The 23,465-nt window shown below is 51.0% G+C and carries 20 protein-coding genes; 10 read left to right on the top strand and 10 right to left on the bottom strand.

Annotated elements, in window-relative coordinates:
* Nucleotides 1-386: 386 nt before the first annotated feature.
* Nucleotides 387-2,363, bottom strand: a complete 1,977-nt coding sequence (locus BBD42_RS10295) for a GTP-binding protein (protein ID WP_099518086.1) — start codon at nucleotides 2,361-2,363, stop codon at nucleotides 387-389.
* Between the two features lie 326 nt (nucleotides 2,364-2,689).
* On the opposite strand from BBD42_RS10295, the gene BBD42_RS10290 reads away from it, so the two are divergent.
* Entirely contained in the window at nucleotides 2,690-4,132 is a 1,443-nt protein-coding gene (locus BBD42_RS10290) for an RICIN domain-containing protein (RefSeq protein WP_481855970.1), read from the top strand.
* Between the two features lie 126 nt (nucleotides 4,133-4,258).
* Here the strand turns inward: BBD42_RS10290 and BBD42_RS10285 are convergent, their stop codons facing one another.
* The 3 genes from BBD42_RS10285 to map all read right to left on the bottom strand — a co-directional run bounded on the left by BBD42_RS10285 (nucleotide 4,259) and on the right by map (nucleotide 8,360).
* A complete protein-coding gene (locus BBD42_RS10285) occupies nucleotides 4,259-4,771 on the bottom strand; it encodes a DUF5412 family protein (protein ID WP_099518085.1) in 513 nt (170 codons plus the stop codon).
* Nucleotides 4,772-5,180: 409 nt separating this feature from the next.
* The gene (locus BBD42_RS10280; RefSeq protein ID WP_099521551.1) at nucleotides 5,181-7,379 is read right to left on the bottom strand and encodes a bifunctional 2',3'-cyclic-nucleotide 2'-phosphodiesterase/3'-nucleotidase; all 2,199 of its coding nucleotides are present in this window, start codon (nucleotides 7,377-7,379) and stop codon (nucleotides 5,181-5,183) included.
* Between the two features lie 234 nt (nucleotides 7,380-7,613).
* Nucleotides 7,614-8,360: a type I methionyl aminopeptidase gene (gene map, locus BBD42_RS10275; protein WP_099518083.1), complete on the bottom strand. Its 747-nt coding sequence runs from the start codon at nucleotides 8,358-8,360 to the stop codon at nucleotides 7,614-7,616.
* Between the two features lie 329 nt (nucleotides 8,361-8,689).
* On the opposite strand from map, the gene BBD42_RS10270 reads away from it, so the two are divergent.
* A complete protein-coding gene (locus BBD42_RS10270; protein ID WP_056036522.1) occupies nucleotides 8,690-9,193 on the top strand; it encodes a hypothetical protein in 504 nt (167 codons plus the stop codon).
* A 103-nt stretch (nucleotides 9,194-9,296) separates the two neighbouring features.
* Here the strand turns inward: BBD42_RS10270 and BBD42_RS10265 are convergent, their stop codons facing one another.
* Nucleotides 9,297-10,355, bottom strand: a complete 1,059-nt coding sequence (locus tag BBD42_RS10265; protein WP_099518081.1) for a hypothetical protein — start codon at nucleotides 10,353-10,355, stop codon at nucleotides 9,297-9,299.
* Nucleotides 10,356-10,530: 175 nt separating this feature from the next.
* Here BBD42_RS10265 and BBD42_RS10260 point away from each other — a divergent pair, with 175 nt between their 5' ends.
* Nucleotides 10,531-12,816 (top strand): ATP-binding protein, encoded by a 2,286-nt coding sequence (locus BBD42_RS10260; RefSeq protein WP_172455445.1) that lies wholly within the window; start codon nucleotides 10,531-10,533, stop codon nucleotides 12,814-12,816.
* 137 nt (nucleotides 12,817-12,953) lie between these two features.
* Here the strand turns inward: BBD42_RS10260 and BBD42_RS10255 are convergent, their stop codons facing one another.
* Nucleotides 12,954-13,517, bottom strand: coding sequence for a CatB-related O-acetyltransferase (locus tag BBD42_RS10255; protein WP_099518080.1), 564 nt, complete (start codon nucleotides 13,515-13,517; stop codon nucleotides 12,954-12,956).
* A gap of 178 nt (nucleotides 13,518-13,695) precedes the next feature.
* On the opposite strand from BBD42_RS10255, the gene BBD42_RS10250 reads away from it, so the two are divergent.
* Nucleotides 13,696-14,553: a lipoate--protein ligase family protein gene (locus BBD42_RS10250; RefSeq protein WP_099518078.1), complete on the top strand. Its 858-nt coding sequence runs from the start codon at nucleotides 13,696-13,698 to the stop codon at nucleotides 14,551-14,553.
* 138 nt (nucleotides 14,554-14,691) lie between these two features.
* Here the strand turns inward: BBD42_RS10250 and BBD42_RS10245 are convergent, their stop codons facing one another.
* From BBD42_RS10245 to BBD42_RS10235, 3 genes are all read right to left on the bottom strand, one after another.
* The gene (locus BBD42_RS10245) at nucleotides 14,692-15,135 is read right to left on the bottom strand and encodes a threonine/serine exporter family protein (protein WP_099518077.1); all 444 of its coding nucleotides are present in this window, start codon (nucleotides 15,133-15,135) and stop codon (nucleotides 14,692-14,694) included.
* A gap of 21 nt (nucleotides 15,136-15,156) precedes the next feature.
* Nucleotides 15,157-15,918 carry a threonine/serine exporter family protein gene (locus BBD42_RS10240; protein ID WP_099518076.1) on the bottom strand — a complete coding sequence of 254 codons (762 nt, stop codon included), beginning with the start codon at nucleotides 15,916-15,918 and terminating at the stop codon, nucleotides 15,157-15,159.
* Between the two features lie 90 nt (nucleotides 15,919-16,008).
* Entirely contained in the window at nucleotides 16,009-17,391 is a 1,383-nt protein-coding gene (locus tag BBD42_RS10235) for an MATE family efflux transporter (RefSeq protein WP_237163439.1), read from the bottom strand.
* Between the two features lie 512 nt (nucleotides 17,392-17,903).
* Between BBD42_RS10235 and BBD42_RS10230 the strand changes: the two genes are divergently transcribed.
* Nucleotides 17,904-19,478, top strand: coding sequence for a histidine kinase N-terminal 7TM domain-containing diguanylate cyclase (locus BBD42_RS10230; RefSeq protein WP_099518074.1), 1,575 nt, complete (start codon nucleotides 17,904-17,906; stop codon nucleotides 19,476-19,478).
* 10 nt (nucleotides 19,479-19,488) lie between these two features.
* Entirely contained in the window at nucleotides 19,489-20,115 is a 627-nt protein-coding gene (locus tag BBD42_RS10225) for an NAD(P)-dependent oxidoreductase (RefSeq protein ID WP_099518073.1), read from the top strand.
* Here BBD42_RS10225 and BBD42_RS10220 read toward each other — a convergent pair.
* Entirely contained in the window at nucleotides 20,104-20,583 is a 480-nt protein-coding gene (locus BBD42_RS10220) for a glutathione peroxidase (protein ID WP_056037050.1), read from the bottom strand. The two genes, BBD42_RS10225 and BBD42_RS10220, sit on opposite strands and share 12 nt — an antisense overlap.
* 240 nt (nucleotides 20,584-20,823) lie before the next feature.
* Between BBD42_RS10220 and BBD42_RS10215 the strand changes: the two genes are divergently transcribed.
* The 4 genes from BBD42_RS10215 (at nucleotide 20,824) to BBD42_RS10200 (ending at nucleotide 23,381) form a co-directional block, all read left to right on the top strand.
* Entirely contained in the window at nucleotides 20,824-21,273 is a 450-nt protein-coding gene (locus tag BBD42_RS10215) for a MarR family winged helix-turn-helix transcriptional regulator (protein ID WP_099518071.1), read from the top strand.
* Nucleotides 21,274-21,430: 157 nt separating this feature from the next.
* The gene (locus BBD42_RS10210; protein ID WP_099518069.1) at nucleotides 21,431-21,802 is read left to right on the top strand and encodes a GntR family transcriptional regulator; all 372 of its coding nucleotides are present in this window, start codon (nucleotides 21,431-21,433) and stop codon (nucleotides 21,800-21,802) included.
* A complete protein-coding gene (locus BBD42_RS10205; protein WP_099518068.1) occupies nucleotides 21,799-22,695 on the top strand; it encodes an ABC transporter ATP-binding protein in 897 nt (298 codons plus the stop codon). Before BBD42_RS10210 ends, BBD42_RS10205 begins: the two co-directional genes overlap by 4 nt.
* Nucleotides 22,692-23,381, top strand: coding sequence for a hypothetical protein (locus BBD42_RS10200; RefSeq protein WP_099518067.1), 690 nt, complete (start codon nucleotides 22,692-22,694; stop codon nucleotides 23,379-23,381). Before BBD42_RS10205 ends, BBD42_RS10200 begins: the two co-directional genes overlap by 4 nt.
* Nucleotides 23,382-23,465 lie beyond the last annotated feature (84 nt).

Here is a 23,465-nt window from a genome sequence, read left to right as displayed (position 1 = left end):
AATGCGCACCTTCAGGATGTGATACCCCCCCGGTAGTAGAAAAAAATACGTTTGACGCTATTTTCTATCAGGATCTGCCTCACTTACGTTTGCATATACACCCTAGCTCTAGTGCGATAAATGAAAATCCCCGCCCCTTCTTTACCTAAGGGGTGAGGATTTTTTAGGTTATCCTTTTTTTCGGCTACACAGAACCCTTAAGCAGAATCCTTAACCTGACTTCATAATCTGTATTCATAATCTGTATTCTTAACCTGTCTTCTGTCTTCTGTCTTCTGTCTTCTTAATCTCAGCCTTTAACCTGAACCTTTAATTTGCATCCTCAATCTGCATCCTTAATTTGCATTTCCCAATCTGCATTCCCAATCTGATCAGCTCTAGCGCATCTAATTTTGCAGCGCCTTGCGCACGCTCAAAATATATTTTGACTGATCCAACGGATTGACACCGCGCCGCTGGCGCTCGGCTTTCACATCAAGCGGGCAGGGCTCGTAGCCAGCGAAAAAGGTGGCAATCGTCCCGCGTCCTTTCGTCAGCGAGCTGAGCTCTACCGCGTATTCCAGCGAGGTCGCTGCGGGTACGCGCCCTTCAATAATCATTCTGTCGCCATGCAGCACGGGTGCACCGAATGTGCCGCGCATTAGCGACAGGTCGTTCATTACCCGGCCTCCCGCCTCCTCGGGCACGACGATGCGGAACTGGAGAATCGGCTCCAGCAGACGGGTGCCTACCGACGCTAGCCCGTTCATAATGCCCATTGGCGTCGCCACCGCAAAATCCAGCGGGTGCGTATGCCACACATGATGCTGCCCTTCAATCAGCGTCACTTTAAGGTCAACGACCTCCCAGCCGTAGAGCCCTTGCTCCAATGCCTCCGGCACGCGCCGCGCCACCTCGCTTTGGTATTGCGGCAGCAAATCCTCGGAGCGTACTGCCGAAGCATATTGCAGCCCGCTTCCACGCTCGCCCGGCTCCATGCGAAACCGCAATACCGCCCAGCAAGGCTTGGGCATTAAATAGGAAATATACCCTTCGCCCACTTCCTCAAGCGTTTCCTTATAAATAACAGATGGCTGACCGAAGCGCACCGCAAGTCCATACCGCTGCTCGATAACACTCGTCAATATTTCCAGCTGTATCGGGCCCATTACTTTCACATGCAGCTCCCGCTCGTCCTGCAGCCACTGTACATTCAACAGCGGGTCCTCATCGGACAGCTCCGTAAGCGCCTGTACCATTGCCGGATAATGCTGGGCATCGCCCCAATGGGCTTGAACGGTCAGCAGCGGAACAGCGAGCCGCGCCTCTTCGGGAATGGCATCCGGGCTGCCGATAATATCGCCGATCCGCACGTGCGACATGCCGCATACGGCAGCAATGCCGCCAGCCGCAAGCTCTCCGGCGTCCTCGGAGCGGAAGCCGTCCATTTTGCGAATTTGCGTCACCTTCTCATCCATTTGCTGCGTAAAATTGCGAACGACATCGCGATTGCGGATTTTCCCTTGATATAGCCGGATGTAAGCCATCCTGCCCATCACCTTGTCACGCTCAATCTTAAACACAATGCCTGAAGGCGGCGCATCCGCCTCTCCGCCCGGCGCCGGCAAATATTCGATCATCGCGTCCAGCAGCGCCTGCACGCCAATGCCTTTGCTCGATGCGCCGTACATCACCGGATACACCTCCGCACGGCGCGCCTTCGCGGCGGCTTCCGCCCGCCACTCCGCCAGCGGCACTTCCTCGCCGCTGACATACCGCTCCAGCAGCCGCTCATCCTGCTCCGCCAGCGCCTCAAGCAGCGCCGTGCGCGCATCTGCATCCGCGCCCTCCGCCCACAAATCCTCCGCGCCAGCGAATTGCTGCTCGATGCCGAGCGGACGCTGCACCGCGAGCAGATCCGCCGTCAAATAGCTGCGGATATCGGCAAGTACCGCTTCGCAATCAGCGCCGACGCGGTCCATTTTATTAATATAAATCAGCGTAGGGATGCACAGCTTGCGCAGTGCATTCCAGATCAGCTCCGTCTGCGCCTGCACGCCCTCCACTGCGGACACGATCAGAACAGCGCCATCCATTACGCGCAGCGCACGCTCCACCTCCGAGAGAAAATCGACGTGACCTGGCGTATCGACCAGCTGCACATGCGTACCGTGCCACTCCAATGCGGTCATTGCTGCCCGTACCGAAATGCCCCTTGCCCGCTCAACCTCCATGGAATCCGTTATCGTCGTTCCTGTATCGACACTGCCTAGCGTCCGCGTGCGTCCGCTGACATACAGCATATGCTCCGTCGTCGTCGTTTTGCCTGCATCGACATGAGCGAAAATCCCGACATTGCGCCAATTCGCGCGGCTGTTTCCCATCTTTCTGCTCCCCTGTCCGCCTCAATCATCGCCGTACCGCATGGCGGCTTTATTTTGCTTTTAGCGTACCGCGATAGCGGTTTCACGTCAAATGCCGCATTGCCCCTCCGCACGTCACCCACCCACCAAAATAAGTAAAAATAATAGGATGCTTTTCCCTCATCGCCGTTGTACAATCTTATTTGCAAGCGCTTACTTTTTCTCGTTTTTCGCCTAGCCAACCCCATAACCCGAGTTAAGCCTAAGCCGGGCTCCGAGCAGCTATGCGGTCCATGCTTACGCCGATGCTTGCGATTGCCTCATCACAATCCAAGGAGGTTTTTATGATGAAAAGCAAGTCCCGGCTTTTGCTCGCGTATGTGCTCACCGTCGCTTTGGCTCTTACTCTTATGACCGTTCCTGCGGCCGCTGCTCCTGTCACGTTCGACAATGGCATCCAGTTCAAAGACACCGCTGGCAATCCGATTCAAGCTCATGGAGGCGGAATTCTCAAGTCAGGCAGCTATTACTACTGGTTTGGCGAAAATCGCGACGGCGTCAATTACGTTTCCGTCTATCGCTCAGCAGATCTGAAAAACTGGGAGCTTCGTGCCAATGTCCTCAGCAAAACCTCGTCGCCCGAGCTGGCAACCGCCAACATTGAGCGTCCCAAAGTCATCTATAATGCGGCTACGAATAAATATGTGATGTGGATGCATAAGGAAAACGGCGTAGACTACGGCGATGCGCAGGTCGCTGTCGCTTCCTCCACCAACATTGAAGGCCCCTATACGTATCACGGCAGCTTCCGTCCGCTGAACTACGACTCCCGTGATATGACGGTCTACAACGACAATGGCACCGCCTATCTCATCTCCGCTACCCGCGTCAACGCCGATTTAAATATTTATCGCCTGACCTCCGACTTCCTTGGCGTCGATTCGCTCGTCTCCACCCTGTGGGTCGGCCAATACCGCGAAGCGCCTGCCATGTTCAAGCGGGGCAGCACCTACTTCCTCGTCACCTCCGGGGCGACTGGCTGGGCGCCGAACCAGGCGAAATATGCGACGGCCAGCAGCATTTCCGGTACTTGGAGCGGCCTGACAAACGTCGGCAATGGCAATACCTACAACTCGCAATCTACGCATGTGCTGCCTATTGAGGGCTCATCCACTACTTCGTTTCTTTACATGGGCGACCGCTGGGCCGGCGCTTGGGGCGGAGCGGTCAATACCTCAGAGTATGTGTGGCTGCCGATCACCTTCCCTTCGTCTACTACCATGACGCTGGACTGGGCCGACCAACTTACGATTGACACGGCGACAGGCAGCGCCACCGGCACTGTAGCGCCGCCTGTCAATACGACATCCTGGTACAAAATCGCGAACCGCGCCAGCAGCAAGCTCCTTGGCGTCACTAGCGGCGGCACGACGGACGGCGTGCAGATCGAGCAATACACCGATGGCGGCTGGACAAGCCAGCATTGGCAGTTCACCGACGTTGGAGGACGCTATTACACGATCAAAAACCGCAACAGCGGCAAAGTCATGGATATTACCAGCAGCTCGGTTGCAGATGGCGCTACTGTCATTCAATATACGAGCAACGGCGGGCTCAATCAGCAATTCCGCATTTTAAGCGCCGGAAGCGGTTATTACAAAATCATGAACGTCAAAAGCCGCAAAGTGCTGTACATTACGGGAGGCTCCTCCGACAATGGCGCCGACGCCATCCAATGGACGGATGACAACAATACGAATAAGCATTTTTCATTCACAACGACGAGCTAGTCCAGCCCCATGAGCGTAGACACTCCACAAACTTAGTCACTTCACATACTTAGCCACTCCACAAAAAACAGATGATTTGGAGCTATCTAGCTCTAGATCATCTGTTTTTCAGCGCGCCTCAAAGCGCTATATTCCTCCTTGCGGGGGCAGCGATTTATTTGCTTGCAAGTTATCGCGAAAGTCAAAAACCTCATTTTTTGAAATATCTAACGTTTCTCTCCCAATTTTTACCATGCTATTGCCTATCCACTGAACCGCCGGACTGCGATCATAATCATTAAAGTAGATGGTCTTGCTCTTCCCACTCTTTAAATCCACAGCTTCGGCTCGCGCCGTTCTATAAAATAGCCCATTATAGTGATATGTCCGAATTTTATATTGGCCATCTGGAGAAACGACAGCGCTTGGATTCAACTCCACCTTAGGGAGAAAATCAAGATTATTAAAATGATTATAGACATATATCCCTACCGTAGAGGCTCCGATTATTGTCAGCATCAAGCTCACCTTCGGCAGCTTTTTAGATTTTTTAACCAAATTACCCACGAGCAATAGGATAAAAATCAATAAACAAATAGCCGTGGCTGCAGCCACTGCCAACATGAGGTTTAAAAGCATCTCATACATTTTTTCACTCATATTGCAGCATCCTTCCGATGACGTGCGATACCTGTTCACACGGACACGATTCTCTCTCTTCTCCTGGAGGACTGGCATTCCGCTATTTGAGCGTTTCGAGCGATTTTGGCATATGAGCGGACAGGAAATCCGCTAATCCCTTGATCATGGCGTTATAACAGGGATTTGATAACCAATAGCGGCCCCTGAGTCCGCGAACACCTGCAAACCCCGTTGTTTAGGCAAAATCACGTCATCTGTGTCCTCCAAACCAGACTCCGCTTTGAGCAAACTTCCCTTGGACAATTAAAAAACACCCTTCGAGCATTCATCCAAACAGCCGTGGAAACCCATAGGCTGCAAGGACGAATATCGAAAGGGTGTTTCTTCCTCAAATGGCTAGCGCCCAGGCAGCGAGACTAAGCTCTGCCTATTTCGCTGCCGGAATCAAAATCTTCTGGCCAATGGACAGGCGATTCGGGTTCGCCAGCTTATTGTAGGCGGCAAGCTTCTGCCATGTCGTGCCATGATTCAGCGCGATGCGGTACAGTGTGTCGCCGCTCTTCACAATATACACCGTATCCTGCGTCGTACCGGTCGCCGGCTTCGTAGGCGTCGTCGGAGCAGGCTTCGTCGGTGTTGTTGGCGTAGTCGGCTTCGTTGGGCCCGGCTCAGTTGGCTTCGTAGGCGTTGTTGGTGTTGTCGGAGTCGTTGGCGCTCCAGCTGACAAATTAATCTTGAACTCCGCATAACCATCATCGGTTTGCCCTACATACGACAGCGCATCGAGCGAATCCGCGAGCGTCTTGGCAGCAGGCGACGTTTTGAACGAAACGTTGACATCCGCTTTGATCGCCGCAAGCGACCAGTTGCCGTCGGCAGCAGGGTTAATCGTCTTGTTGGAGCGAATGTAATCAATGACAACCTGACGGTTCTCGTCCGGCGATGCCAAAACAATCCGCTTGCCATCCGGGTTAGCAAACTTGCTCGACGATGCCCGGTAGTTATTCGACGCTACGATGAATTTCTGCTTCGGATCAATCGCTTTGCCGCCAAATTGCAGATTGATGATCCGGCTCGATTTTTCATTAACGGTCGTGCCTTTAGCATCATATTTGGCTGGCTGTGTCACATCAATTTGGTACGTAACGCCGTCAATGACATCGAAGTTGTAGGTCGGGAAATCCAGATTGACCAGTTCCTGCTTCGCTGTCGACTTGGTATCGATTTGGTTGAATTGTCCGGCGGACCATTCCAGCCATTCCTTCAGCTCGGCGCCTGTTACTAATACAGCGTTAACGGTGTTGGAGTACAGATACAGGTCGGCTACGTTTTTGATCGCAATATCGCCTGCAGCAATATCTGTGTAGTAGTTCGGGCCTTGGCGTCCGCCTGCCTTGAACGGCGCTCCTGCGGATAATACCGGAATACCCTCGTATTCCGTGCCTTGCATTTGCTTTTCTACGTACCATTTTTGCGCATTCGTTACGATTTGGATCGATGGATCATCCTGTACGAGCGCGAACCAGCTGTTGATAGGCGCCGTCGTCTTGCCTACCGGGCCGCGAATGTAATCGAGCGTATGCTCATGGTCATCTTCTACGGCGTCCAGCACCGCTTGATCCGCTTCTACAAGCGGCTGCTTGTTCACCGCATCAAAGATCGGCTTAACCTCCACCTTGGAGTCCACAACCAACCATTTGCCATCTGTGAGCTTCAGGTCAAGGTCAATAATGCCAAGATTATTGCCCCAGAAGCCAGGCTCAACGGATGGCACGCCGTTAATCGTTCCTTTTTCCAGATCAACGCCCTGCTTGCCCTCGAACGACTTGTCCGGGAATACTTTGTGGGCATGGCCGAACAATATCGCGTTAATATCCTTGACCTTGCTGAGATACAGCACGGAGTTTTCCATATTTTCAGCCTGCGGAATATCCTCAAAGCCGGAATGGGGAATCGCTACAATAATGTCGGCGCCCTTTGCTTTCATCTCGGGAACAAATTTCTCCGCCGTTTTGATAATATCCTTGGCAATGACCTTGCCTTCGAGATTCGCCTTGTCCCACTGCATCACCTGCGGCGGAACGAAGCCGATTACGCCTACCTTGAGCTTATGCGTAGCGCCGCTCTCATCCTTCACTTCCTTGTCCAAAATCAAATAAGGCGTGAACAGATTTTTATCGTTTGACTCGTCTTTATCTTTGTCATCCACATAGATGTTCGCATTGACGTAAGGAAAATCTGCCCCCGCCAGCGATTTATTCAGAAAATCCAGCCCATAGTTGAACTCGTGGTTGCCCAAATTCCCAGCATCGTAATCGAGCAAATTCATCGCTTTGTACACCGGATGCGTCTCGCCCTGCTTCAATGGATTGATGACCGCCGTGTAATCGCCAAGCGGGTTGCCCTGAATCAGATCGCCATTGTCAAAAAGCAAGCTGTTCGTCGCCGCTTCGCGCGCCTGCTTGATGAGCGTCGCTGTTTTGGCAAAGCCGTACTCATCGGTCGGCTTGTCTGCAAAATAATCATAGTTCACCATGTTCACATGCAAATCGGTCGTTTCCATAATACGCAGCTTTACTGTGCCGCTGTTCTCAGATGCCGCTGTTGCTGTTGCAGTAAAGGGCATTGCCACTAAGCCCACAGTAACCGCAATAGATAGAGCATTTCTCCATACGACTGACGATCTCAACAAATGAATACCCTCCCCTAAATGACTAAAATCATGTAATGATCACGTTATGTAGGTCGAGCTTTTGGACGATCATTCCCATCATTCCATTTATTTTAGATGAATTAACCATTTTTGTCATGCAAAAAAAAGAGGGATTTCTCCCTCTTCACGTTACATACATGTAAAGTTCTACTGTTGGGTCAAAATAAGCGGGCCATCCTTCGTAATCGCAATCGTATGCTCGTACTGGGCCGACAGTCTTCCGTCGCGTGTCCGCGCCGTCCATCCATCGGAATCCAGCTTGCTGAAATACGTGCCTGCATTCAGCATCGGCTCAATCGTGAATACCATGCCCTCTTTAATTCTTGGCCCTTTATCCGGTGGTCCATAGTGAGGCACTTGCGGGTCTTCATGCATGTCCTTCCCAATTCCATGGCCGATAAAATCACGCACGACCGAGAAGCCTTCCGCCTCAGCATACGACTGAATCGCGTGAGACACATCGCCAATCCGCTTGCCGATCAGCGCCTGCTCGATGCCGAGATACAGCGATTTTTCCGTCACCGCCAGCAAATGCTTCGCTTCATCAGTCACTTCGCCAACCGCATAAGACCATGCGGAATCCGCTAGCCAGCCATTTAGGTTGACGACCATGTCGATGGTCACGATATCGCCTTCTTTGAGCTTTTCCTTCTTCGGAAAGCCGTGGCAAATAATATCGTTTGTAGAAGCGCAGGTCGCGTATTGATAGCCGTTATAGCCTTTTTGCTCCGGCGTTGCGCCATTTTGCTTCATAAACTTTTCCGCAAACTGGTCGATTTCATGCGTCGTGATGCCAGGCTGAATGAGCTTGGCAATTTGCCTGTGGCATTCCGCCAATATTTTACCCGCCTCATGCATGCGGTTGATTTCCGCTTCGGTCTTAATAATGATCATTTCCGTTCCTTCTTTCCATCAATTTAACCCGGCTTCGTCCCGTGACTTCGCCAGAAGCTCCGCTAGAAGCTACATGCCTATGCCCATCGTAGCATATTATGATAAATATGCGAACATGGGCTGGCCCATGACGCTGCTTTTTCGCCCATATCTGTTGGGAAATTTGGTGAAAAGGAGCCGACACCGTGACGTTTCCTCCGGCTGCCTAGACTTTAGTCTAGTTTGCGGCTTTACCTCTAGCATGACGACATGCTGCGGGGGCCTGTGCTATGCTATTGTTGCTAAGAAAAGCAACGGATAAATAATTAAAAGAGGAGAGATAACAAAAAATGTTAAAGCGATCGATTATCGGCCCTGTCCTTATGCTGATTGGTGTATTTCTTTATTTTAACCAAGGCCAGTCATTTGGAGCAGGCGCTGTCTTCGCAAATTTTTGGGCCAGCATGTTCATCATCCCGCTGGGACTATTTTTCCACTGGCTGTATTTCGGCGTGACAGGCGGCAAAGGGGTCGGCCTGCTCATTCCGGGAGGCATTTTGTTCACTGTCGGGCTCGTCTGCCAGCTCTCTACGTTATTCTCGGCGTGGCATATTTTGTGGCCAGGCTTCATTATGGCGGTAGCCGTCGGCTTGTTTGAATTTTATTGGTTTGGCAGCCGCAACAAGTGGCTGCTTATCCCGATCAACATTTTAACTGTCCTATCGCTGCTGTTCTTCGGTGTTTTCTCGCTGAGCGCTGCCTCGGGACAACTTGCCACCGTACAGCCGCTGCTCGCCATTGCCCTTATTATCGTAGGAGCTTTCGCGATGCTGTCGCGCAAGAAAGAGCAATAATCGCATAAGACCAGAGCCTCCGGCTCCGCTTGAAGGGATCGCCCTTCACCAGCGGAGCCGGTTTTTTTATGCCTGATGCTGCTGCCTGATGCTTCTAGCCCTTCTAACCTTCCACGTGCAGCGAATCCTCCGCAATGCTCATGCGGAAGAGGCAATCCGCCAGAAACACTTGCGGCTGATCGATAAAGATATGAACCTCACGAACGCTGCGCTGGCTGCTAAACAAGCCGTAGGCCACTAAGTTCTCCTTCAAGCGAATACTTACATTCGGCTCCACACCGTACGGCTGAATGGCTGCCTGCCCTTCCTTCTCTCTCCGTTCCTTCAACTCCTCTGGCGATACCAATTTTACGGACGCTACATTATTGATGTCGATTTTCACCCGCAATTGAATGCCGTACTGGATATGGATGCTTCGATCATTCATTAATATCGGGCTCAGGCGCATTGCACGGTAGTTTGCCACCAGCAAAATGATAAACCAAACATTTCCTATAGACAGTACCCAAGCCAGCAACGGCGACCATTGCGCCAACAGAAAGTGGACCACTGCGCCCTCCAGCAGCAAAATTTTTGAGAGAAACAATACAATAATGAGTGAGTTGGAATTTTCATGATAAGTATAGACAGCTGTCTCCGAGCGGATATACGGCTTTCGTCGCCAAGTGAGAAAGGCGTAATAAACGACGGATATATCCTGAAGAAGCCAGGCTGCTAAGCGTGGAGAACGAACAACCGTTTGCAGGCTGATCCTTATTGTATCCATCGGATGAACATCCGGCTGCCAATTGCGCTTGAATGCTCTAACAATACGGTACAGCTTATACAGCTCATAGCTGATGAAGGCAAGCTCCAGCGGCAGCAGCGTATACTTTGCGATCACAACAGCCACATTGTCTGTTTTCGGCATCAGCATCAGAATTGCGAAATAGCCTGCAATCGCGAGGGGCAGCACGCCCAGCAACGGCTTTTTTATTTTTCGATAGACGAGAAAATAGAGCAGCAGTGGTATGACCAGCACAAAATCTGCTACGATGGCAGTACCGAGCACCTCAGCATGCTGAACGAATAATAGCGACTGCATAAGCAGAGCATCTGCCAAAACAATAATGGCGCTTACAAGCAGAAAAACAATGACATTGTTCTTCTTCAGCCTAAACATCGTGCATCTCCCCCGGTTATGACTCTTTGACACCAATATAGAGCATTTATAACTATTTTCCAAATTTATTTTAAGCAGTAAAATAGTCTCTATCTCCTCTCACAAACAAGGATTTTGCCTTTAAGATGTCAAATAATACAGAAGCATCCGCGACCATGGCCAGGAGGAATAGGATTTGTCGATCAGAGCGAAGCTCGTTTGCCTCATATCGGTTACCGTTACCGTAATTTTGCTACTCAATATAACGATCTACTATATTTCATCTAAGGATGAGCTGCAACGGAACGCAGAGCAGCAAATGCGCTTTATTGGCAATCAGATAGCCGTCTCCATCGCCTCGGCCGAGCAGAACAGCCAGTTGACGGAGGACGCGCTGGGGGAGCGGCTGCGCGCTGTCGCGATTGCGATACAAAACAAGCTCGATCCCGATATTAAAAATGTCCGCAACAGCGAGCTGGTCCAGTTGAGCAAGGAGCTGGGCGTTGATCACATTACACTGTGGATCAAGACGAAAGACGATATTTTATCGGTACGCTCGACGAACCCCGATGAGCTTTATATGAGCCCGAAAACGTGGAACTACTGGTATACCGCCTTTACCCAGCTATTCGAGAAGCATAATGTCACGATTCCCGAAGGACAGAAGCTGGAGCATTTTTGGGCGGGACCGATCAACTTCGGCACCTCCGACCCCGAAAAAGTGTTTAAATGGGGCAACTATTATGACGGCACGACCAACTATATGATCAATCCTTATATTCATGCGCAAACTTTTTTGGATAGCAAAAAGAAATATGGTGCGGATGCCATCGTGGCGCAGATTTTGCGTGATAAAAATAATATTCTCGAAGTGACCGGCTTCGATCCTGCCTACTTCGGCAAAGCGCCTGCTGTCAGCATTAAAAATGGGACCGTTGTCTATAATCTAGATGTTCGCAACATTATTTTTGGCCAATATTATTACAAGGATTCGGATAATGATCACCTAAATACACAGAAAGCGATTGAGAAAAACGAAGTCGTTACGATCGAAAGCAAGCTGAACGGCAAGCAGGTCATCAAGAGCTTTATTCCCGTCCAGGGATCGAAGCCGTACGTCATTAGCATTACCTTCAACAACTCGGCCCTGCAGCAGACGCTGATGCGTCAGGTTCTGATTCAAGGCGCAATATCTCTTGGCCTGATTTTGGCGACGGTGCTGTGCAGCTACTTTATTTCCGGCTTCATGGTGCGCTCGCTCAATCAAATCGTCAGCAAGGTCAATGAAATTTCCAATGGCAACTTCGGCGCCCGTATTTCCTTAAAGAGCAATGATGAATTCGGCGTATTAGCTAATCGCGTGAATGCCATGGGGCAAAACCTTCATACGTATATGAACCGGCTGACCGAATCAGCGGAAGAGCTGAGGCAGACGAAGCAGTATTTGGAATCGTTCGTCAATCATACCTCCGATGCCATTCATGTCTCCAATCTGCACGGCTCTGTCATTCAGATGAATAAAGCGTTTGAGAAAATGTATGGCTGGACGGAGGAGGAGCTGCTTGGCCAACCGCTTAACAACACACCGCCAGAGCTTGCGATGGAAGGCACCTTTATGCTGGAGTTCATCCAGCAGGGCGGCTCCGTTGCCGATTACGATACGATGCGTTATGACAAAAGCGGCAGGCTGCTCGATGTGAGCATAACCGTCTCTTCCATCCGCAATGAGCAGGAGCAGATAATTGCGATTGCGACGATTTCGCGCAACATTACAGCGCGCAAGCAGACGGAAGAGGTGCTGCGCCGCTCGGAGAAGCTGTCCGTCGTCGGGCAGCTCGCGGCGGGTGTCGCCCATGAGGTACGCAATCCGCTAACGACGCTGCGCGGGTTTGTACAGCTAATGAAGAAAAATGGGCAGCTGGCGCCCGCCTATATCGATGTGATGCTGTCTGAGCTGGACCGGATTAATTTTATTGTCAGCGAGTTTCTTGTGTTCGCCAAGCCGCAGGCCAGCCGCTTCCAGCGCGCCAACATTCATGAAATTATGCGGGGCATCATTATGCTGCTCGACTCCGAGGCCAACATAAGCAATGTCCAGTTCACAACGCGCTTTGATACTGAAATACCTGAAATGAAGTGCGAGGTCAATCAGTTAAAGCAAGTATTCGTCAACATTATTAAAAATGGGATCGAAGCGATGCCGGAAGGCGGCGAGCTTGACATCGACCTGTCCTATACGCCTTCGACCGGCATCATTATCCGCATTACCGACCATGGCTTCGGCATTACCGAGGACAATCTGTCGCGGCTCGGCGAGCCGTTCTTCACAACGAAGGAGGAGGGCAATGGGCTCGGCCTGATGGTATGCTATCAGATTATTGCCAATCATCGCGGCTCGATGTCCTTCCAAAGCAAGAAAGGCATTGGCACGCAAGTGGAAATTCGGCTGCCTGTCATTCAGGATGTGGCGCCGACGGGATAGCTGGCGGCGACTCGCACTTGCAGGGAGGAACCCTTGCATGCCGCTGCCTGGGCACAATCAGCAAAAAAAGACGTGGCAGCTGTTCGCGCTGGCTGCCTCGTCTTTTTTTTGCATTTTTCCCCCACACCTTCATTTCCTTAGTAGCCGTGCGAATCGCAGTAATCCAGAAAGGTTTTCATGTTGTGCGACGCGATAAGCGGCACCACCTTCTCAATACGTTTCGGCGGCCAATCCCACCATTTGATGCGCAGCAGCTTGGCAATGACGAGATCGCTGAAGCGATAACGGATGAGGTTCGCCGGATTGCCACCTACGATCGCATAAGGCGGAACATCTCTCGTTACCGTCGCATTCATGCCAATGACCGCCCCATCGCCAATCGTAATGCCAGACATAATGGTCGCATGCGTGCAGATCCAAACGTCGTTGCCGATGACGACATCACCATTCGTTTGCGGTTGACCGGTAATGTGCAAATGCTTCGACAGAAAGGAAGTAAAAGGATACGTCGATACCCAATCCGTACGATGGTTCCCTCCGAGCATGACGGAAACCCCACCGGCAATACAGCAAAATTTGCCGACTGTCAGCTTCGTTCCTTCCCCCCAGGAGAAAACATTCGGTTCACCGAAGGTGTATTCGCCAATTATCGTATGCCCATCCTTTTGCTTTGCAGGGAATACCGTTCGCAGCAAGTCCATGTCCACTCTATCACTCCTTCCTACCATAAGGGTGAAACTTATAAAAACTTATATTTTAAAATAATATATTCATCAGCTTGCCTTTTCGCTTCCGCTCCTCTACAGAGTCAGGCTGGACTTCTAGTCCCGCCGCTTAGTATGATGGAGGAACAGGAAGCTTAGAGAGGAGCAGCTCACGATGACAATCCAACCAGCCAGTCCGGTTCCCGGACTGCAAAATCTGCTGCTGCTTGACCGGATGAACGATTATTCGCAGACCGATCCGCTTTATCCCTTCGCCTTGGATGAGCTGCTGTGCCGCAGCACAGGTCAGGGCGGGCCAGCCATATGCCATATTTGGCGCCACGAGCGCGCTTTTATACTTGGCCTGCGCGACAGCAGGCTGCCGCTGGCGGGCGACGCCTCCCGCTGGCTTGAATCGCTCGGCTACAAGACGGCGGTGCGCAACTCTGGCGGCGCAGCAGTGCCGCTTGATCCGGGTGTCGTCAATATTTCGCTTATTTTGCCTAAGGCGAACACGCTCGACTTTCATTTTCATCAGGATTTTGAGCTGATGTACAGCCTTATTCGCTCCGCGCTTGCCGGGGCTGGCGTGCCGGTCGATAAAGGCGAAATCGCCGGGGCGTATTGTCCGGGCGATTTCGACCTCAGCATCGACGGCTTTAAGTTTTGCGGCATCGCGCAGCGCCGCCAGGCACACGCCTATATCGTGCAGGCGTTCATCGTCGCCGAAGGCGCAGGACAGGAGCGGGCGGCGCTTGTCCGCTCCTTCTATGAGCGGGCAGCGGGCGATGCCGAGCCCGGCGCGCATCCGCTCGTAGAGCGCAGCAGCACGGCCAGCCTCGAAGAGCTGGTCGGCTTGGCGCAGGGCGGCGGCGCGGAGCGCTTCGCAGACGCCGTCAAGCAAATCATCCGCAGCGGTCAGACGGCGGATGGTCTTGCCGCGGCAGCGGCGAGGCTCCAGATGCCGTCGCCGCAGCAGATTGAAGCCATGGCGCAATCGCTGCGCGGACGCTATGCAACTACGCAGGCGTAGCACTTTCGGCTAGGCTAGGCTGGGTTAGATTAGATTAATCTAGACTTGATTAGACTAGGCAAGTTTAGAGCGCGTCCAAATATACAAAATGCCTCTTGCCCTGCTGCGAAGCAGCATAAGCAAGAGGCATTATTATTGTCAGGATGATCGCGGCGATCTGCGAAATATAAGATAAACAACCTCGGAGAATACGAGCCCGATAGCGATGGAGCCCGAAATCATGAAAGCTTGCATGGCCAGCTCGAGCGCTATGACGTATTCCTCCTGCACAATGTGACGCATCGCATCATAGGCGATTTTACCCGGCACAAGGGGAATAATGCCCGCCGCACTGAAAACGATGATTGGCGTGCGATAATGCTTCGCCATTATTTGGCTAATAATCGTCACTACACAGACAGCCAGCAGCGTTGCTGGAATCGTCCTCATATCCAGCATGCTGCACACGGTATATGCAAGCCACCCCGATGCGCCAACCAGGCCGCACTGCACCAGGCGATGCTTCTGCACGCCGAAGATCAGGCTGAAGGCCGCGCAGGCCACGAAGCTGACGGCAAGCTGTTCAAGCAGCTGTACAACCATCGTTTCTCCCTCCTTTTCAAGCTACGAATAAACGGACAGCACGAAAGCAATGCCAGCACCGATGGCAAAAGCAATGAGAAAAGCCTCTGCTCCCTTGGACAAGCCGGAGACCAGATGCCCTGCCATTAAGTCCCTTACCGCATTCGTAATATGAAGGCCGGGCACGAGCGGCATTATTGAGCCGATAATGATTTTATCCAAATTGTGCCCAAAGCCAAGCCATACCATCAAGACAGCCAGCGAACCGCTAATAACCGCCGACAAGAAGCTCGCAAAAAAAGTAATCGGCATAATGCGGTGCAGCGTCAGCAAGCACAAGAAGCCGATGCCGCTCGCAAGCGCCACCGGAAGAAAGTCGTTCCAGCTGCCGCGGAACATAATCAGGAAGCAGCCGCTCGCGATAGCGGCAACCAGCACCTTGAGCCACGCCGGATAATCATTCGCCGCCTGCTCAATATCCTGCAATTGCTTATAAGCTTCATGACGCTGAAGGTTCCCTTGGCAGATGCGCCTGGAAATGTCATTGACGAGCGTCACCTTCTTCAAATTCGTCGAGCGTTCCGAAATCCGGACAAGCCTCGTCGACTGCGCAGCGCCATCCAGCGCAAAAATAATGCCCGTCGGCGTCACATAGCTATAAGCATTAGCCACGCCGTAAGCCCCGGCAATCCGAACCATCGTATCCTCAACCCGGTACGTTTCCCCGCCATTTTGCAAAATAATTTTGCCCGCCAGCAAGCAAATGCTCGCAATATCCTGACCATCATTGTTAGCGTAATCCATACGTAGCCAGCCTCCCTAGCTTCGCAGCCTCAACACTTCATCGCAGGATGAGCGGCAAGCGTATATCCGCCAGCAAGACCCATTCTGCTATTAATGCGAGGCCGTATGCTCTACAAAGTCCGGTTTCACCAGCGCATGCCGTTCCCACTTCCGGCTCTTCCACCGGAAATACATAATGACCGCGCGCAACCACTCATCCGTCGCAATGGCCAGCCAAATGCCCGCCAGTCCCATATCCAGATGAAAAACAAGATAATAACCGAGCGGCACGCTTATGCCGACCATCGTAACCATCCCGATCCAGAGCGGGAACTTCGCATCCCCGGAGGCCCGCAGCGAATTGACCAATATAATATTGATCGTTCGCCCCGTCTCCAGCACAATGCTGTACAGCAGGACATTCGCCCCCAGCCGAATAATGTCGGCATCATCCGTGAACAAGCCCATTAGCTGCTCGCGGAACAGCAGCACGAACACCAGCATCACCATCGTCGCTCCGCTGGCCCACAGCACGCTTGCCAATACTTGCTTGTACGCAGCGTCGCTGCGCCCGCCGCCGACGTAGCGGCCTACCATTATTGCCGTACCCATGCCGACCGCCATCGCGAATAAATAGATCAGCACCGATATATTCGAGGCGTACTGCCGGGCCGACAGGGACGCATCACCGAGAAACGTCACATAATACAGAAAGACCATTTGGCAGCTCTGGTACATCACCTGTTCAAAAGCCGACGGAATGCCGATCTTTAATATTTTGCGAATAAATTCCTTCGACATTTTGAAAAAATATTGCAGCTTCACCTTAAATACCATAACCCGATTCATCAGCCAGAAAAACACCAGCATCGCCAGCAAGCGGCTGACAACCGTCGAAATAGCTGCTCCTTCCACCCCAAGCTCGGGAAAACCGAACTTGCCAAAGATCAGCACATAGTTGCCGACCAAATGTATAATATTCATTCCCAATGATACCAGCATGGCTTCCTTCGTGAAGCCGTATACCCGAATAATTGCAGAAAGCGAATTAATAATTGCCTGTAAAAAAATAAAGCCGCCTACAATTCGCAAATAGCTTTGCGCATAGGCCAATACTTCCCCTTGCAGATGCAAGCCTTGCAAAATAACATTGCCGAACAACAAACAAGATACGCTCATCAGCAAGCCCGCCAACAGATTAAGCGAAATCGCCAGCGCTGACAGCTGTGCAGCCTCAACTAGCTTCCGCGAGCCTATATATTGCGCGACAACAATTGAAGCGCCGTTGCCGATAACCTCCATAACAAGCAGCATAATGTGCAAATATTGATTGGATGCGCCTACGCCGGAAACGGCATTGTCGGACAGCTTGCTGAGCATGAATGTGTCCGCTGTTCCCATCATCATAAACAAAAATAATTCCAAAAATATCGGCCAAGTCAAGAAAAAGAGACTATTGTCCCGATCCCGCTTAACCCCCAGCTTAAATCCCAAGATGTCACCTTCTCCAGCTCATAATCCTAAGGCGAAACGGCTGTCGCTGTCCTTGACGGCGCGGCGCGTTTCATTCCGAGAAATATAGAGAAAGGATGAAAAAAAATCATGTACTTTCCTACATTTCTAAGAAACTCAAGGTATCTTAGCATACTTGACTGGCAAATGCACGAACTAAGAAGCTTTAGAAAACTAGTATCCGCTTTTATTGACAAAATCTCCACGATTTTAGGAGTTTTGTTAATAAACTAGCGGTACTTTATTTCGTCGCAATCTCCAAAGCGGGTTTTATCGGCCTTTTGCCGCCCAAGAAGGATGAAAGCGGTTTATGCTTAACATTACCATTCAAATCGCGTATCCTTAAAGGCAAAAAATGTGATACCATTCTAAATAGATTGTTTAGCAACCTGAGAGCGCTTCATTGCAGCAATACCTAATTACTAAGGAGCGGCGAGGAAATTAGCGGTACTTTATTTCGTCGCAGTCTCTAACCAACTGGAGCCATACAACTGATGAATATGACTATCTCCAATTATATTGTTATTGTAACGATTTCCAGCGTGCTCAGCGCCTTGCTTGCCATTTACGGATATTTAATAAAATCCAGCTTTGCCGGAATGAGAGCCTATATCTGGACCTCGATTTGCTCAGCCATCTACACCTTCGGCTTTGCTTTTGAATTGGCAAGCGATTCGTTAGCCGAAATTCGCTTCTGGATTGGCATAGAATATTTGGGACTGCCATTCATCTCCCCCGCTACGCTAGTGCTCATTCTGTACTTTACTGGAATGGATCGCTTCGTTACCCGTAAGATGCTAATCTGGCTCTTTACGATTCCCTTTATTACTTTATTGCTGGTCGTAACAAATGAATGGCATCATATGTTTTACCGTTCGATATTTCTCCGTCCCAATGAATCGGTTATTGTCGCCGATATCGTCTTTGGGGAATGGTATATTATTAATGGCAGCTTTACGTTCGGCTGTCTGGTCGTAAGTGCTTACCTGCTGCTGCGCCAATGGAATCACGCCAAGATGATTTACCGCAAGCAGCTTTTAATGATGGCAGCCGGCATTTTTATTCCCATGACTGCCTCCTTTATGTATTTGCTTGACCTTACGCCTCATGGCATGGACATCGTGCCCCCGCTTATGTTTATTACGTCGATTTTGAACATTTGGGCGATTTTGACGTCAAATATTTTGAAGGCTGCGCCAATTGCCAGAGAACGTATTTTCGAAAGCATGCGCGACGGCGTTATTGTGCTGGATATGAGCGGACGGATTGTAGATTATAATCGATCGGCGTCGCAGATGATCGCATCGCTGAGACCTACGGCGATTGGGACGGCTTTCAAGGATATATGGCTGTTCCATACGGGACAAGCTGCTGATTTTATTCATTATGATGAAGAATTCAAGCATCATGAGCGTGAAGTAAGGTGGATTCAGCTGCATACGAGCCTGCCGTCGTTCTACCTCGTGCGCTCATCCCCTGTCCACAGCCGCAAAGGCGAGCTGATCGGGAGGACGATTGTCCTGATGGATATTACGGAGAAGGCGATTTTGCAAGAGAAGCTGAAGCAAATGGCTACTATAGATGGCCTGACTGGCATCTACAACCGCGCTTACTTTTTAGAGCAAGCCCGCTTGCTGCTTCACCAAGCGCTGTTGAATCAACAGCCGTTTTCGCTTATTTTGTTCGATATTGACCATTTCAAAACGATAAATGACCGCTTCGGCCATGACATTGGCGATTTAGCCCTCTGTCATGTCGTAGCGGTCTGTCAGGAACAGCTTAGCGATAACGATTTATTTGGGCGGTACGGCGGTGAGGAATTTATTATTTGCCTTCCAGCTGCCGCACCCAAGGAGGCAGGGGAAATCGCCGAGAAGCTGCGCCGGGCCCTTGCTGGCAGCCCGTTGCAGACACAAGCCGGCACCGTTCCTTTGTCAGCAAGCTTCGGCGCAGCTGGCATCACAATTGCAGAGCATGCTGAACTGGACGAGATGATTCGCGAGGCTGATAAGGCGTTGTACCAATCCAAGCATATGGGACGCAATGCCGTTCATATTTTTAGCAAATGAGGGACATCACATGCAAATTACGATATTAGGCGCCACAGGGCGAGTCGGGCGCGAAGTCATGCTGCGCGCCCTTGCGGATGGACATAGCGTCCATGCCTTGGTGCGCTCGATAGAGAAGCTTGAGCTTTCGCATCCGCAATTGGCAGCCATCGTTGGCGATGCCCGCGAAGAAGCTATGCTCAAGCAAGCTGTTGCGGGCAGCAGCGTAGTGATTAGCGCACTGGGCACGGACGGAGGAGATGCGCTCTCCTCCTGCTTTCCGGGCCTTCTTGCCGTCATGGAGCAGCAAGCCATCCATCGTCTGGTGACGGTCGGAACGGCGGGCATTCTGGAGAGCCGCACCGAGCCTGGCCTGCTGCGCTATCAATCCAGCGAATCGAAACGCCGGTCTACGCGGGCTGCCGAGGAGCATCATGCTGTACTGCGCCTGCTGGAGGCATCTGCCGAGCCATTAAATTGGACGCTCGTCTGCCCAACTTATTTGCCGGAGGGGCCTTATACTGGCATTTATCGCAGCGAGCAGAATTATTTGCCTGAAGGCGGGCTGCAAATTACGGTAGGCGATACCGCCGACTTCACCTACAAGGAAGCGATTAGCGGAGCCTTCACCCGCTGCAGGGTTGGCTTAGCCGAGTAGCTTTTTGATATCTTCTACGAGATCTTCCGGCTTATCATTCGGCCCAAACCGCTTGACCACTTTGCCATCCCGATCCACTAGAAACTTCGTAAAATTCCACTTGATCGCCTTCGAGCCCAGCACCCCGCGAGCCTCATTCGTCAGGTGCTGGAACAGCGGGTGTGCGCTGCTGCCGTTTACATCGATTTTGCCAAACAGCGGAAAGGATACCCCGTGGTTAAGCTCGCAAGCCTGCGCAATTTCCGCATCGCCTTCCAGCTCCTGATTCATAAACTGCCCGCTTGGAAATCCTAGAACTGCAAGCCCTTGCTCGCCATACGTATCCTGCAATTGCTGCAAGCCTTTGAATTGCGGTGCAAAGCCGCATTTGGTAGCTGTATTTACGATTAGCATCACTTTGCCTTTATACGGAGCCAGCGTCTCCTGCGCACCTGTAATCTTCTTCACTTCGATATCATAAATGGACATTATAATAACCTCCTTCAAATTTTAAAAAACAACGGTCAGGCTGAAAATACAGCGATTGATTTTGATAAATTTAATTTTATACAATTTAATTTCAATTGTCAAATCGCTTTGCTGAAATTTGCTGCTGCGCACACCGCGTCTTCTTTTGACAGGTTCCGCAGGCAATGCTACAATGACTTAATTAATTGCACACAACTGATTGCTGCGCATAACCTTGGGCCGGAGGGAGAGACAACTAACATGAATGAAGATGAATGGATGAAGCTCGATAATCAAGTTTGCTTTTCCTTATATGCCTGCTCGCGGGAAATAACTAAGCTTTACCGTCCTGTACTAACGGAGCTTGGCTTAACGTATACGCAATATGTCACCCTGCTGTCCTTATGGGAACAGGACAAGGTGACCATGAAAGAGCTGGGCGCGAGACTGCTTCTCGACTCTGGTACGCTGACCCCGCTGCTTAAGAAGCTGGAAGGCATGAACCTTATTACCCGCATCCGCGATAAAGCCGACGAGCGCAATCTCGTTATTCAGTTGACGGACGATGGCCGCGAGCTTAAAAAACGGGCTGCCGACGTTCCGAAACGCGTTTATGGCGGCCTGGACATTACACCTGAGGAGCTTCACGCCATTCATAAGCAGGTACGAGACCTGCTTGGCAAAATAGAAGCCGCACAGCAACCGATTTAACAGAGGCATTCCACCCCTAAAAGGATAGAAGAGCAGATACCATACTGCCTCTTCTATCCTTTTTTGTGTTTTTTCATATCGGCTGCCTATTGACGCATTGGTTGATCGCATGTATAGTTGGTTACATGAGTAACTAACAAGTTTGGTGGTGGACAATGTGAGCATAAGCATCGACGATAGCAGACCGATTTTCATGCAAATTGCCGAGCGCATCGAAGACGATATCATTCAAGGCCTGCTGCCGGAAGAGTCGCAGGTGCCTTCGAAAAACCAATTTGCAGCCTTTTACCAGATCAACCCCGCCACTGCAGCGAAAGGCGTCAATCAATTAGCAGATCAAGGCATTCTTTATAAGAAACGAGGGATTGGCATGTTTGTCGCAACAGGTTCCAGAGCGCTATTGATGGAGAAGCGGCGTGAGCAGTTTTTCGAGCAGTATGTGGTGGCGATGATGCATGAGGCCGAGAAGCTGGGCATTACGCCGGAGCAGCTGTCAGATATGATCAGAAGAGGAGGAACCAAGCCATGAGTCCAATTGTCGAGCTGAAGCGGGTAACGAAAGCTTATGGAAATTTCAATGCTGTAAACGAAGTGAGCTTCGTGCTGGAGCCGGATAAAATTTACGGTTTGCTCGGACGCAACGGCGCCGGGAAAACGACGATTATGCATATGCTGACTGCCCAGTTGTTCGCGACGAGCGGCGAGCTGACCGTCTTCGGCGAAGCCCCTTATGAAAACAACCGTGTACTGAGCCAAATTTGCTTCATTAAGGAGAGCCAGAAATACCCGGACAATTACAGCCTGCTCGATGTATTGGAGCTTTCCGCCTCTTTGTTTCCAAACTGGGACCGCACCTTCGCTAATACATTAGTCGAGGAATTCCAGCTGCCCTTGAAGCGTAAAATCAAAAAAATGTCGCGCGGCATGCACTCCTCTGTCGGCATCATTGTCGGGCTCGCGAGCCGCGCCCCGCTAACGATTTTTGACGAGCCTTATTTGGGACTCGACGCCGTGGCCCGAAATTTATTTTATGGCCATTTGCTGGAGGATTATGCCGAGCACCCTCGCACGGTTGTGCTGTCCTCCCATCTCATCGATGAGGTCAGCCAGCTGCTGGAGCATGTAATCGTCATTGACAAGGGCAGCATTCTGATTAACGAGGACGCCGAGCTACTTCGGGGTCGCGCCTACACAGTGGCTGGCTCTGCATCTGAGGTTGAATCGTTTCTCATCGGCAAAACCATTATTTCCCGCGAGCCCTTTGGCGCCTTGCTCTCTGCCACAGTAGACGGCATGCTCAGCGCAGGTGATCGCAAGCAGGCGACGGCGAGAGGGCTGGAGTTCGGCTCCGTATCTCTACAGCAGCTGATTATTCATCTGACGAATGGCAAAACCGAACGAAAGGCGGCTGATTTGTTATGAATCGCACATTAAGCGTGATCAGGCTGCATCGACGCGATCGATTTAGCTGGTTTTTCATTCCTCTCCTCATTCTCGGCTCCAGTTTTATGGTTAATTGGCTCATTAGTTTATTGATCGACGATAAGGAGAATATGTATACAGGCGGAATCTCATCCGTATTGGTCTATATATTCGTGCTGGGCATTATCGTCGTCGCACAGACCTTTCCATTTGCGATTAGCTTCAGCATTAGCCGCTTCAATTATTTTGCAGGTACCATCATAATGGCTCTATTACTCAGCTTCGGCTCAGCGCTCCTGCTGCTGCTTATGTCTATTATTGAAAATCAGCTTACGAACCATTGGTGGTCAGGCTTGTATTTTTTCTACCTGCCGTATTTGAGTGACGGAAATTTGCTCGTACAGCTGCTTACCCTTTTCCTGATCGCTCTGCATTTGTTTTTGTGGGGCTTTGTCTTAGGCAGCCTCTATCGCAAATTCAAGAAAACCGGCATGCTGCTATTATTTCTTGCATCCGGTGTCGCACTCACCCTTAGCTCCTATATCATTACTCAAAATCATGGATGGCTCGATATTTGGGCGTGGCTAACCAAGCATACCGCACTCGGCCTCTCCCTATGGCTCCTGCCTTTCATCCTGCTTAATGCTCTGCTATCCTTCCTTATGCTTAAAAGATCAACGATATAAGAGCTTACTTGAAAGGAGCCGCTTCATTACTCCAGACAGCTGGTGAAGGCGGCTTTTTTCTTGTTCACGCTGCGCCCCTCTAAG

Origin of the sequence: Paenibacillus sp. BIHB 4019 (assembly GCF_002741035.1) — a bacterium.
Classification (GTDB): domain Bacteria; phylum Bacillota; class Bacilli; order Paenibacillales; family Paenibacillaceae; genus Pristimantibacillus.
Note: the sequence above shows the minus strand (reverse complement) of the source record. Positions and strands in the feature narration are given on the sequence as shown.

Bases quoted from the DNA above. Each gene is read 5' to 3' on its own strand.
- BBD42_RS10295 (WP_099518086.1), bottom strand. From the start codon at position 2,363: ATGGGAAACAGCCGCGCGAATTGGCGCAATGTCGGGATTTTCGCTCAT.
- BBD42_RS10290 (WP_481855970.1), top strand. From the start codon at position 2,690: ATGAAAAGCAAGTCCCGGCTTTTGCTCGCGTATGTGCTCACCGTCGCT.
- BBD42_RS10285 (WP_099518085.1), bottom strand. From the start codon at position 4,771: ATGAGTGAAAAAATGTATGAGATGCTTTTAAACCTCATGTTGGCAGTG.
- BBD42_RS10280 (WP_099521551.1), bottom strand. From the start codon at position 7,379: ATGCCCTTTACTGCAACAGCAACAGCGGCATCTGAGAACAGCGGCACA.
- map (WP_099518083.1), bottom strand. From the start codon at position 8,360: ATGATCATTATTAAGACCGAAGCGGAAATCAACCGCATGCATGAGGCG.
- BBD42_RS10270 (WP_056036522.1), top strand. From the start codon at position 8,690: ATGTTAAAGCGATCGATTATCGGCCCTGTCCTTATGCTGATTGGTGTA.
- BBD42_RS10265 (WP_099518081.1), bottom strand. From the start codon at position 10,355: ATGTTTAGGCTGAAGAAGAACAATGTCATTGTTTTTCTGCTTGTAAGC.
- BBD42_RS10255 (WP_099518080.1), bottom strand. From the start codon at position 13,517: ATGGACTTGCTGCGAACGGTATTCCCTGCAAAGCAAAAGGATGGGCAT.
- BBD42_RS10250 (WP_099518078.1), top strand. From the start codon at position 13,696: ATGACAATCCAACCAGCCAGTCCGGTTCCCGGACTGCAAAATCTGCTG.
- BBD42_RS10245 (WP_099518077.1), bottom strand. From the start codon at position 15,135: ATGGTTGTACAGCTGCTTGAACAGCTTGCCGTCAGCTTCGTGGCCTGC.
- BBD42_RS10240 (WP_099518076.1), bottom strand. From the start codon at position 15,918: ATGGATTACGCTAACAATGATGGTCAGGATATTGCGAGCATTTGCTTG.
- BBD42_RS10230 (WP_099518074.1), top strand. From the start codon at position 17,904: ATGAATATGACTATCTCCAATTATATTGTTATTGTAACGATTTCCAGC.
- BBD42_RS10225 (WP_099518073.1), top strand. From the start codon at position 19,489: ATGCAAATTACGATATTAGGCGCCACAGGGCGAGTCGGGCGCGAAGTC.
- BBD42_RS10220 (WP_056037050.1), bottom strand. From the start codon at position 20,583: ATGTCCATTTATGATATCGAAGTGAAGAAGATTACAGGTGCGCAGGAG.
- BBD42_RS10215 (WP_099518071.1), top strand. From the start codon at position 20,824: ATGAATGAAGATGAATGGATGAAGCTCGATAATCAAGTTTGCTTTTCC.
- BBD42_RS10205 (WP_099518068.1), top strand. From the start codon at position 21,799: ATGAGTCCAATTGTCGAGCTGAAGCGGGTAACGAAAGCTTATGGAAAT.
- BBD42_RS10200 (WP_099518067.1), top strand. From the start codon at position 22,692: ATGAATCGCACATTAAGCGTGATCAGGCTGCATCGACGCGATCGATTT.